We start from the raw sequence: 11411 nt of genomic DNA, 5'->3' as shown, positions 1-11411 counted from the left end.
CCGGTGACGCGGTCGACCAGAGTGTCGGCCATGACCTGACCGCGAGTGCGCTCATCGCCGGCCGCACAGGCGGCCTTAGCTGCCTGGTCCAGCGCCGCGAACACCGCGACGCCGTCCTTGACCGGCAACAGGGCGCCGAGCCAGGTCATCGTGTCCGGCGCCGGCCGGACACTGACCCGGCGGTCTTTCTCCGCGTTCGCTGCCCGCGCGACGACGGATTCCTGATCGAGGGTGATGGCCAGCTTCTTGGCCGCGTTCTCGAGTTGCCGCAGCCCCATCGTCACCACAACAGGCGGTTCGTCGTCGGAGCCGGGCGAGCAGAGCTGGTAGTCGATGACGCGGCGGTTCTCCAGTGAGAGGCAGGCGGTTTCGCGGGCGAGGATGGTGGCCTGCCACTGCGAGAACAACCCGGCCTTCATCAACGCGAACGTATGCGGCATCTCGGCGAGGAGGATCTTCGCCAGCCCCAACAGTTTGGCTCCCTTGGCCGGTGAGACCCGCCGCGCCAACGCCACCTGCGAGGCGACGCCCTCCCCAAGCTTGCGGGCAGGGATCCCTGCCTCGGTTTGCCGTGCCCGGGTGGCCTCGTCGAGGCGTACCGCTGCTTCTGCCTGAACAGCCTCAGCGGCGCACTTCACCTCTTCAAGCCGGCTGATCCAGTCGACCAGTTCCTTCTCGGACGCACCCAGCGGCGGCCCGGCAAGGAGGTGGTCGGCGGTCTCGTTCATGCGCCCAATTATATGCCAAACGGCACCACGGCGCTACCTGTTTGTGCTGGTCAGCACCGATTTATGCGGTCCGTGAACAAGCAACCTGATCCCCGCGCCACACCCTCGCCGCCGCCCCGATATAGGCGAAATCTTTTCTCGATCAGGTGCCGGGTCAAGGATGGCCGAAGGCCACCGCGAAGCGGCGGGCGAAGCCCGTCCTTGAGGCGGTGCATGATCGAGAAACACTCGAGGAAGGGGTCGGCGGCGAACCCTGAAGCGAAGAAACGGTCGCGAAGCGAGGTTTCCTCAGGGGAGGTCTCGACAAGCTCGACCACCGGAGCGACTGTGTTGGTCTCGACACGCCTCCGCCCAGGCTCCGGCGCCTCGACCAGCGGAGAAGGTCTCGACCACCGGGCCGTACCAGACAGATCTGACCCCATACGGCGAGCCCGATGTCGCGTTCGCACAGGGATTCGAGACAATGCCCCTTATGGCACGCGGCAAGGCAAAGCAGGACGTCCCTGACGACTTCGAGGAGCACATCCTCGACACCGACATCGGTGACGAGATGCGGTCCTCATTCCTGGAGTACTCCTACTCCGTCATCTACTCGCGGGCACTGCCCGACGCCCGCGACGGCCTCAAGCCCGTCCAGCGCCGGATCCTGTTCACGATGAACGACATGGGCGTACGACCCGACCGCGGTCACGTGAAGTGTGCCCGCATCGTCGGTGAGGTGATGGGCAAGCTGCACCCGCACGGCGACGGCGCGATCTACGACGCCCTGGTCCGGATGGCGCAGCCGTGGGCGATGCGGCTGCCGATGATCGACGGGCACGGCAACTTCGGCTCCCCCGGCGGCGACGACCCGGCTGCGGCGATGCGTTACACCGAGGCCCGGATGGGTCCGGCCGCGCAGGCGATGACCGATGACATCAAGGAAGACACGGTCGACTTCCGGCCCAACTACGACTCGCGGGAGATGGAGCCGAGCGTGCTCCCCGCCGCGATCCCCAACCTGCTGGTCAACGGCGCCACCGGCATCGCGGTCGGCATGGCCACCAACATGGCGCCGCACAACCTGATCGAGGTCATCGCCGCCGCGCGTCACCTCATCAAGCACCCCGGTGCCGAGCTCGACACGCTGATGAAGTTCATCCCCGGCCCCGACCTCCCCACCGGAGGCACGATCGTCGGCCTCGACGGGATCCGGGACGCGTACGAGACCGGCCGAGGCTCCTTCAAGATCCGCGCCACCACGCGGATCGAGACGTTCGGCCGCCGCAAGGGCATCGTGATCACCGAGCTGCCGTTCAACATCGGCACCGAGAAGATCATCGAGCGCGTCAAGACGCTGGTGCAGTCCAAGAAGATCCAGGGCATCGCCGACCTCAAGGACCTCACCGACCGCGAGCACGGCACCCGCCTGGTGATCGAGGTCAAGAACGGGTTCGTCCCCGAGGCCGTGCTCGAGCAGCTCTACAAGATGACCCCGCTGGAGGACTCCTTCGGCATCAACAACGTCGCGCTCGTCGACGGCCAGCCGCGCACCCTCGGCCTCAAGGAGCTCCTCGAGGTCTTCCTGGGACACCGCTACGACGTCGTCCGCCGCCGCAGCCAGTTCCGCCGCGACAAGGCCGCCGACCGGCTCCACCTGGTCGACGGTCTGCTGATCGCGATCCTCGACATCGACGAGGTCATCCAGCTGATCCGCTCCTCCGACAACGCCGGAGAGGCCAAGGAGCGGCTCATGTCGGTCTTCGACCTGAGCGTGGCGCAGGCGGAGTACATCCTCGACATGGCGCTGCGCCGGTTGACGAAGTTCTCCAAGATCGAGCTGGAGAAGGAGCGCGAGGACCTGCTCGCCACCATCGAGTACCTCGACTCGATCCTCGGCGACGACGACATGCTCCGCAAGGTCGTCTCCGACGAGCTGGGTGAGGTGGCCAAGACGTTCGGCACCCCGCGCCGCACCGTCCTGCTCGCCTCGGCCGGCACCCCGGCGCTCGAGGCGATGAGCCTGGAGGTCGCCGACGACCCGTGCTTCGCGCTGCTCTCCTCGACCGGTCTCCTGGCCCGCTCCTCGGACGCCGAGCCCTTCTCGACCGGCTCGGGACGCGCCAACCATGACGTGATCGTCTCGGTGGTCCCGGCGACCGTCCGCGGCCAGATCGGCGTCCTCACCTCCCGCGGACGCCTCGTACGCCTCGGGGTGCTCGACCTGCCGGCGATGCCGCCGACCCACGGCGACCCGAACCTCTCCGGTGGTCTGCCGCTGTCCGCGCTGCTCTCGCTGGAGTCCGACGAGAAGGCGCTGGCACTCACCACGCTGGCCACCGAAGGCCCGGGCATCGCGCTCGGCACCAAGCTCGGTGTCGTCAAGCGGGTCAACCCCGAGGTGCTGCTCAACAAGGACGAGTGGGAGGTCATCAAGCTCGCCGACGGCGACGAGGTGGTCGGCGCAGCAGAGCTGCGCACCGGCACCGAGGCGCTGGTCTTCGTCACCTCCGACGCCCAGCTCCTCCACTTCCCCGCCGACGTCGTACGCCCCCAGGGCCGCAGCGCCGGCGGCATGGCCGGCGTCCGGATGGCCCACGGCTCCCGCGTCATCTTCTTCGGAGTCGTCTCCGCCGACGCTCCCGAGGGTGCGGCGGTCGTGACCATCGCCGGCTCGTCGAGCGCTCTGCCCGGGACCGAGACGGGATCGGTGAAGGCCACGCCGTTCAGCGAGTACCCCGCCAAGGGCCGGGCCACCGGCGGCGTACGCGCCCACCGCTACCTCAAGGGCGAGGACTCGATCGTCTTCGCCTGGGTCGGCGCCGCTCCCCCGATGGCAGCCGCGGCCTCCGGCGCACCGATCGAGCTGCCCGAGATCGACCCCCGCCGCGACGGCTCCGGGGTGCCGCTGGAGCAGCCCATCGACGCCGTCGCCGGCCCGGTCGCCCACGCGTTCCCGGTCTCCGCCGGGTAGGTGTCGTCTGCTCACCGAGGTAACTCGGTCGACGCTCACTTCCCTCGCGGAGTTCCACGAGGGAAGTGCAGCTAGACCGAGTTACCTCCGTGAGCATCCGCACCCACAGCGCTTGCCGGACCAGCCGAACCGGCGCGGTCCGACACGGCCGAACGGACCTGAACGCCCCATGGAGTTGCGGGGCGTGGCATTCTGACCCGCATGCTCAGCTCGCATCTGGGGCGGAACCTGCCGCGCCTCGCCTTCGCTCTCATCGCCCTCCTGGCCGCGCTCCTCGTGCTGACCGCCTGCGGCGGCGAGGACCCGGCCAAGGGCCGTACGCCGCAGCAGGTGCTCGCAGCCGCGCAGAACCACCTCGACGAGACCAGCGGGATCAACTTCTCGCTCGCCTCCGACGACCTGCCCGAAGGCATCACGACGCTGAAGGCTGCGACCGGGACGCTGACCCGCCAGCCCGCCTTCGAGGGCAAGCTCACCGTGCCGGTGATGGGTGCCGAGGCGCAGGTCGAGGTGGTCTCGGTCGACGACGTCGTCTACGCGAAGCTGCCGTTCACGACCTCGTTCCAGGAGCTCGACCCGGCCAAGTACGGCGTGCCGGACCCGGCTGCGCTCATCGCTCCGCAGACCGGCATCTCCTCGCTGCTCCCGGCGACCCAGGACGTCAAGATCGGCAAGTCGGTGCGTGGCGGCGCCGACAACGACGAGATCCTCTCCACCTACACCGGCACGCTGCCGGCCGCGGCGGTCCAGAAGATCCTCGCCGGCGCGGAGGGCGAGTTCGACGTCACCTACGTCATCAACGACGCCGACGAGCTCACCGAGGCCACCATCACGGGCAACTTCAGCGGTGAGGGCGAGGCGGCTTACTCCTACACGCTCGACGTGACCGAGTACGGCGTCGAGAAGGAGATCGCCAAGCCGTGAGGGCAGTCCTCTGGCTCGCCGCGATCGCGGTGGCGTTCGCCGCTGCGGACACCTACGTCGTCGTGCTGGCCCTGCCGGACATGATGGCAGGCGTCGGGCTCTCGATCGAGGAGCTGCAGCGGGCCGCACCGGTGATCTCAGGCTTCCTGCTGGGCTACGTCGCGGTGCTGCCGCTGATCGGACGGCTCGCCGACCTCCTCGGCCACCTACCGGTGCTCGTCGCCGGGCTGGTGGTCTTCGCCTTCGGCTCCTTCCTCACGGCGCTCTCGTGGGACCTGACCGCGATGGTGGTCGGGCGGTTCTTCCAGGGGCTGGGCGGTGGTGCGCTGGTGCCGGCGACCCTTGCTCTGGTCGCGGCGCTCTATCCGGTCGAGCGCCGCGGCGTGCCGCTCGGGCTGGTCTCGGCGGTCCAGGAGCTCGGCTCGGTGCTCGGCCCGCTCTTCGGGGCGGTGGTGCTCGCGGTCGCGGACTGGCGGGCCATCTTCCTGCTCAACCTCGTGGTCGGCGCCGTCTTGGCGATCGCCATCAGCAGGCTGGGGCGAAGCGCCGGCCCGCGAGCCTCGCTGGTCGAGCCCAGCGGCTCGATCGGCGTGGCGGCGCTGCTGATGCTGCTGGTCGCCGGCGCCGCATTCGTGCTGCTGGCGGTCGAGCCCACCACGCTCGTACAGGACCTGACCTGGGGTGCGCTCTACGTGCCTGCCGTCGGATCCTCGCGCTGGCTGACGCCGCTGGGGCTGATCACGATCATCGCCGCGCTCGGCTTCGTGGCGACGTGGATGGCCAAGCCAGGCGTACGCAGCGTGCTTCGCCGGATCACCGCAGAGGTCGATCTCCTCGGAGCGCTGCTGCTCTCGATCACCCTGGCGGGCGTGATCCTGGCATTCGCGACCGCCGACCCCGAGGTGGCGGTCTTCTCCGACCAGGGCGTCTGGTATCTCGTCTCTGCCGGGCTCGCCCTGCTCGGCTTCGTCTTCCACCTGCGGCGGGCACAGAACCCGATCGTGCCGCGCGGTGCGTTCGCGCGGATGCCGGCGTGGGGTTCGGTGCTCGTCTCGTTCTTCGTGGGCGCAGCCCTGGTGGCCGCGCTCATCGATGTGCCGCTCTTCGCCCGCACCACCATCCACGGCGACAGCCAGCTGAGGGCCGCCCTGGTGCTGCTGGAGTTCCTGGTCGCGCTGCCGGTGGGCGCCGTCGTGGGCGGGTTCCTCATCCGGCGGCTGCCCGCGGGCGTGATCGCGGGTGGCGGGATGCTGCTCGCGGCGGTGGCGTTCGTGTTCATGGCCCGCTGGGACGCCGAGGCCCTCCGCTCGCTGTCGTCGACCGTCGTGCTCGTCGCCGGCGGCCTCGGCTTCGGTCTCGCGCTGGCGCCGGTCAACGCGGCGGTCCTGGCCACCACCGAGCAGTCGGTGCACGGCCTGACCACGTCGTTCACCGTCGTCGCCCGCATGGTCGGCATGCTCGTGGGCATCTCGGCGCTGACCACGATCGGCCTCCGCAGCTACTACGCCGCCCAGGCCGACCTGCCGTCGCTCTCCTCGGTCTGCACCGGCGGTGGCATGTGCGAGGAGTATCAGGACCTGCTCATCGGTGCCGCCATCTCCCAAGAGCACACCGTCTTCGCCGGTGCCGCGGTCTGCGCGGCGATCGCCGCGCTGCTGTCGGTCGTGCTGTTGTGGGGCGCGCCGACTCGGGCCCTATCCCCCAGCGAGACGGTCACCGCGCTCTGAGGTGCCGGGCCGAACCCGGCCTATCCGATCCGCACCCGCAACCGTTGCCGAGCCGGAATCCGCGGGTAGGTGCTCCCCCGCTCCGCCACGCTCCACGAGGCGGCGGCGAAGACCTCGACGGTCGCGGAAAGCATCTCGATCGTCGCCGGCTCGCCGGGACACCGGTGTCCCTCTGTCGGGTCTCCCCCGCCCTGCGGGACCAGCTCGAACGGGTCGGCCTGCCGGCCGAGGAACCGCTCGGGTGAGAACTCGATCGGCGCTGGCCACGAGCTCGGATCCAGGTCGGTTCCGGGGACGTCGAGGACGATCCGCTGTCCCGGGAAGACGGGATGACCGTCCCAGTCGACCTGCTGACGGGTGACACCGGCGAGCGCGGGCACGAACGGAGAGGTGCGGCGAACCTCCTGGGAGAAGGCCTGCCGCCAGGAAGCGTGCTCGGCGAGGGTCGGCCAGAGCTGTCGATGATCGTCGAGGGCCTGCACGGCGAAGGCGCCGAGGTAGGCGACCGCGACGGCCGGGCGAAGGACGTTGAGCAGCTCGACCGCGGCCACGGGGACGGACAGCAGGTCCCCGTGCTGGTCCCGCCAGCCCGCGATGGTCTGCACGGGCGTCGGGGCACCGGACACCGGCGAGGCCGAGCGCGCCTCCCGAATCAACCCCCGCGCCCAGTGGTTGGCCCAGAGCCGAGCCGCCCACGCCGACCCGACTGACGGCCCCGACATCCCGAACCCGTCCACGATCGCCGCCAGCCGGCGCCCGACCCTGCCCGGGTCGCGCACCGAGATGCCGGCCCAGTCGAGGACTGCGCGGCCGTAGACCTCGGACAGGAGCGTGAACACGCTCACCGTCTCCCCGTGATTCTCGTGCAGGGACGAGAGCAGGTGGCAGCGTACGTTGTCCTGAAGGTCCGCGGCGGCGGCATCGTCGAGGAGGTCGAGGAAGAGCGCCTTGCGGTGGAGGTGCTCGGCGCCGTCGAGGCCGTGGATGGCCCCCCAGCCGAAGAGAAGCGCGGCAAGCGGCGCAGGGACCGCACCGGAGCGCTGGATGAGCGAGGAGTCGTAGAAGCGACGTACGGAGCCGGGACCGCTCACGACCAGAGCGTCGTCTCCGAGGAGCTTGACGGGACAGACCGGCGCGTCGCCCGCCTCGCGGCGAGCATCGGGGATCGCGTGGTAACCGTGCCGGAACAGATCCGTGGCGAGATCGCGGGTCATCCGGGTCAACTGTCCGTCAGGAACCGCTCGTGACCCGGTCGCTCACACCGGTCACGCCCACCTCGTTGGCGCAATGAGCGCAGCAGAACATGTGCTGCTCGTTCTGCACCCCGTGCCCGAGGATGCGGGTGCCGCAGTTGACGCACGTCGGCGCGATCACCGGCGCCGCGCACTCGATCGAGTCGAAGACATGGTGCTCGCCCGATGCCGTCGTCACCTCGAAGGTCCCGTCGTAGTCGTTGCCACACGTGACGCACTTACCCATGATCGGTCCTTTCGCTCGCTTCACACCGGCTCTCATGCCGGCCTTTCACACGGACGCCACGCGGCCCGGGGCCCGCTGGGGGCGCCGGGCCGCACGGTGTCTATGTGAAGATGCTCACCCCACCGGGGCCGACCAACAGGCCGACCACGATGAGGACTGCGCCCCACAGGATTTGGCCACGGATCAGCGACACGATGCCGCCGATCACCAGAGCTGCCGCGATCAGCCAGAGAAGTAGTGCCATTTGGATCTCACCTCGGTGTGTAGTTGTTGCGGGGGATGCTCGGACCTTGTCGTCCAAGCGGCTACGGGCTACCGGTACCCACCCCCGCGTCCGGCAAACCCTCCTGACGGCAAACCCCTCAGGAGAGCGTGAACCGCTCCCACGACCGGTGCGCAGCGAGCAGGTCGGGAAGCTCGGCGGCGACCTCGGCTCCGGACTCCAGGGCATTGACCCCCGGCGCGGGCACCGCGATCCCCGCTGTCGCGACCGCCTCCACACCGTCGCCCCAGGCGAGGAGCGCCTTGCCGTGCCGGAAGACCTCCTCGATCAGGAGCAGCAGGTGCGGGTCCGAGTCGATGGCCCCCGCGCCGTCTGCGACCACCAGCGCGTCGTACTCGACCGACCGAGCGGTGGCGAAGGTACGCTGCACCGGCAGCTCCCCGCCCACCGGAGCGCCCGTGGGGGCGATGAGGAGCGGCGTGATCCCTGCCCCGGAGAGCGCCGTACGCACCCCGTCGACCTGGTCGGACGTGCTCTCCGGGCCGGCGACGATGCCGACGACCCGTCCGTCCGGTGGGTAGGAGCCGCCGAGCATCGACAGAGCCGGGCTGGGCTCGGGGTCGGCGAGCTCGACGGTCGGAGACGGCGTCGGCAGCCCGAGGGAGGTGGCGACCCCCTCGCAAAGGTCGGCGTCGACGTTGGCCAGGCACTGCAGCTGCCGCTCGCGGATCGCGGGCTCGTAGACCTTGCCCAGCTCGAAGCTGTACGCCGCGATGATGTGCTGCTTCTCGACCGGTGTCATCGAGAGCCAGAAGAGTCGCGCCTGGCTGAAGTGGTCGTCGAAGGAGGCCGGCTGAGCGCGCTGCTTGACCGTCTCGGGCACCCTGACCGGGTTGTCCACGAAGGCTCCCTGCGGGTCGCCCGCCATGAACGGGCACCCGGCGTCGAGCGAGTTGGGATGGTAGGGCGCCACCCCACGGTGCACCGCGTCCTGGTGGAACCCGTCGCGCAACATGTCGTTGACCGGGGCGTGCGGGCGGTTGACCGGGATCTGGTTGAAGTTCGGTCCGCCGAGCCGGGTCAGCTGGGTGTCGACGTAAGAGAACAGCCGCGCCTGCATCAGGGCGTCGTCGGTGACGTCGACGCCGGGCACGAGGTTGCCGACGTGGAAGGCGACCTGCTCGGTCTCGGCGAAGTAGTTGGACGGGTTGCGGTCGAGGACCATCCGGCCGATCTTCTGGACCGGCGCGATCTCCTCCGGAACGAGCTTGGTCGGATCGAGCAGGTCGATGCCCGCGTAGGTCTGCTCAGGGGTGTCGGGGAAGACCTGGATGCCCAGCTCCCACTCGGGGTATGCGCCGGTCTCGATCGCGTCGGCGAGATCGCGGCGGTGGAAGTCGGGGTCGAAGCCACCGAGCATCTGCGACTCCTCCCAGAGCAGGCCGTGCACACCGAGCTTCGGCTTCCAGTGGAACTTCGCGAGGCTCGTCTCGCCGGCGGCGTTGACGAGCCGGAAGGTGTGGACGCCGAAGCCCTCCATCATCCGGTAGGAACGCGGCAGGCCGCGGTCGGACATGTTCCACATCGTGTGGTGCTGCGCCTCGGTGTGCAGCGAGACGAAGTCCCAGAAGGTGTCGTGCGCGGACTGAGCCTGTGGGATCTCACGGTCCGGGTGCGGCTTGCCGGCATGGATGACGTCGGGGAACTTGATGCCGTCCTGGATGAAGAAGACGGGGATGTTGTTGCCGACGAGGTCGAAGTTGCCCTCCTCGGTGTAGAACTTGGTCGCGAACCCGCGGGTGTCACGTGCCGTGTCGGCGCTGCCGCGCGAGCCGAGCACCGTGGAGAACCTCACGAAGACCGGCGTCTCCCGGCCTTCGGCGAGGAAGCCGGCGCTGGTCACGGTCTCCGCGCCGCCGTAGGCCTTGAAGGTGCCGTGCGCGCCGGCCCCGCGGGCGTGGACCACGCGCTCCGGGATCCGCTCGTGGTCGAAGTGCGTGATCTTCTCGCGCAGGTGGTGGTCCTGGAGCAGGGTCGGGCCGCGCTCACCCGCCTTGAGCGACTTGTCGGTCTCGCGCAGACGCACGCCTCCGGACGTGGTCAGCCACTCGCCCTGCTGGGCATTGACCTGCTGGTCATCGTGGGCCTCCACACCGGTCGGCGTCCGCACCTGTGGTCCGCTCTGGTCAGGTTTGGGGCCTGGTGTGGGTACCGGTTCGGTGGGCTCCTCCACGGGTGGCGGCTGCGGGGCGGGGGCACCGGGGATCGGAATGTCCGACATGACGCTCCTACGGTCGGGGAAAGGCTCATGCGTCCCGTACCCCTGGCCGGCGCCGAGCATGCCCGGATCAGGGAGCGACGCCGTCGGTCACCGATCGGAGCACGTCGTCCCAGTCACGGAGGAACCTCTCCAGGCCGTAGCGCTTCCTGGCGTGCCGGCGCCCGATCAGACCGGCCTCCTCCGCGACGTCGGGATCCTTCATCAGGTGGCGTACGGCCGAGACGATCTCGTCCCGGCGGGTGGTCACGAAGCCGGCCTCGTGCGGCACCGCCAACGGCGTCTCGGTGGTGGCCAGCGCGACGACGGGCATGCCCAGATGCATCGCCTCGATCAGCGAGAGGCCGAGGGAGGTCCAGCGGTTGAGGTGCGCGTACACGCGGCGCCGCGGAAGGTGGTCGTGGAGATCCATCTGGGGCAGGTCCTCGTACGTCCGCAGGCCCCGGAGTGCGGGCAGGTGCTCGACGCGCATCCCGAACACGTCGGCGCCGACGCCCTCGGCCAGTGCGGGGACGAGGTCGGCCCCGACGGATCGGCCGCGACGTACGGGATCGTTGACGACCACCGCGGCGCGCTCGATGTCGCCGGTGTAGCGGCGGCCAGGGTCGACGATGCCGTGCTCGATCACCGTCGTCGGAGTCTCGCCGCAGTCCCAGACGAGATCGTTGAATCCGGTGACGTGCACGATCGGCACGCCTCCGCCTGCCATGGGGTGACGAGTGTCGGGGACGGCGCCGGCCGGAGTGTTGTGCTCGAGATAGACGGCGGGTACGTCGATCCCGGGTCGACGGCCGCCGAGCCAGCGCTCGGCCAGGGCGGCCTCGTGCGGACGCTGCAGGACGACGAGGTCGACGTCCTCGTCCGGCAGCGCTTCGGGCGCGACCTCGCGAGCGGCCGTCGGCCAGTCCCATGTGCGGGCGCGACCGAGCCCGTCGGAGCCGCGGTCCGGGGTCACCGGGAGAAGGTATTCGTGGCGGCCGTGCACGAAGGAGGTCGTCCAAGACCCGTGCACGTGCCAGATCAGAATTCTCATGTCGGGCCGGTGCCCAGGAGCACCTTCGGTGATACGGCCCGGCGGGAGGAAGTTCTGCGAGAAGCG

The 11411-nt window shown here is 69.7% G+C and carries 9 protein-coding genes; 3 read left to right on the top strand and 6 right to left on the bottom strand.

Going from position 1 to position 11411, the window contains the following annotated elements; all coding sequences use genetic code 11:
* The coding region (locus tag ABZZ22_RS19120) for a DUF222 domain-containing protein (RefSeq protein ID WP_354934257.1) at positions 1-728 on the bottom strand (728 nt) is incomplete at its 3' end.
* Positions 729-1200: 472 nt separating this feature from the next.
* Here ABZZ22_RS19120 and ABZZ22_RS19115 point away from each other — a divergent pair.
* The 3 genes from ABZZ22_RS19115 to ABZZ22_RS19105 all read left to right on the top strand — a co-directional run bounded on the left by ABZZ22_RS19115 (position 1201) and on the right by ABZZ22_RS19105 (position 6332).
* A complete protein-coding gene (locus tag ABZZ22_RS19115; protein WP_354934254.1) occupies positions 1201-3681 on the top strand; it encodes a DNA topoisomerase IV subunit A in 2481 nt (826 codons plus the stop codon).
* A 201-nt stretch (positions 3682-3882) separates the two neighbouring features.
* The gene (locus tag ABZZ22_RS19110) at positions 3883-4605 is read left to right on the top strand and encodes an LppX_LprAFG lipoprotein (RefSeq protein WP_354934251.1); all 723 of its coding nucleotides are present in this window, start codon (positions 3883-3885) and stop codon (positions 4603-4605) included.
* Complete coding sequence (locus ABZZ22_RS19105; RefSeq protein WP_354934248.1) at positions 4602-6332, top strand: MFS transporter; 1731 nt, start codon at positions 4602-4604, stop codon at positions 6330-6332. Before ABZZ22_RS19110 ends, ABZZ22_RS19105 begins: the two co-directional genes overlap by 4 nt.
* 20 nt (positions 6333-6352) lie before the next feature.
* Here the strand turns inward: ABZZ22_RS19105 and ABZZ22_RS19100 are convergent, their stop codons facing one another.
* The 5 genes from ABZZ22_RS19100 to ABZZ22_RS19080 all read right to left on the bottom strand — a co-directional run bounded on the left by ABZZ22_RS19100 (position 6353) and on the right by ABZZ22_RS19080 (position 11345).
* Entirely contained in the window at positions 6353-7546 is a 1194-nt protein-coding gene (locus tag ABZZ22_RS19100) for a cytochrome P450 (protein WP_354934245.1), read from the bottom strand.
* Positions 7547-7562: 16 nt separating this feature from the next.
* Positions 7563-7811 carry a hypothetical protein gene (locus ABZZ22_RS19095; protein WP_354934242.1) on the bottom strand — a complete coding sequence of 83 codons (249 nt, stop codon included), beginning with the start codon at positions 7809-7811 and terminating at the stop codon, positions 7563-7565.
* A 100-nt stretch (positions 7812-7911) separates the two neighbouring features.
* Positions 7912-8055, bottom strand: coding sequence for a GPGG-motif small membrane protein (locus tag ABZZ22_RS19090; RefSeq protein WP_354934239.1), 144 nt, complete (start codon positions 8053-8055; stop codon positions 7912-7914).
* A 118-nt stretch (positions 8056-8173) separates the two neighbouring features.
* Positions 8174-10204: a catalase gene (locus ABZZ22_RS19085; RefSeq protein ID WP_354934236.1), complete on the bottom strand. Its 2031-nt coding sequence runs from the start codon at positions 10202-10204 to the stop codon at positions 8174-8176.
* 178 nt (positions 10205-10382) lie between these two features.
* Positions 10383-11345, bottom strand: a complete 963-nt coding sequence (locus tag ABZZ22_RS19080) for a glycosyltransferase (protein WP_354934233.1) — start codon at positions 11343-11345, stop codon at positions 10383-10385.
* Positions 11346-11411 lie beyond the last annotated feature (66 nt).

The sequence above is a fragment of the Nocardioides sp. NPDC006273 genome, from assembly GCF_040613495.1.
GTDB lineage: Bacteria > Actinomycetota > Actinomycetes > Propionibacteriales > Nocardioidaceae > Nocardioides.
This window is presented reverse-complemented; position numbering and strand designations above follow the sequence as displayed.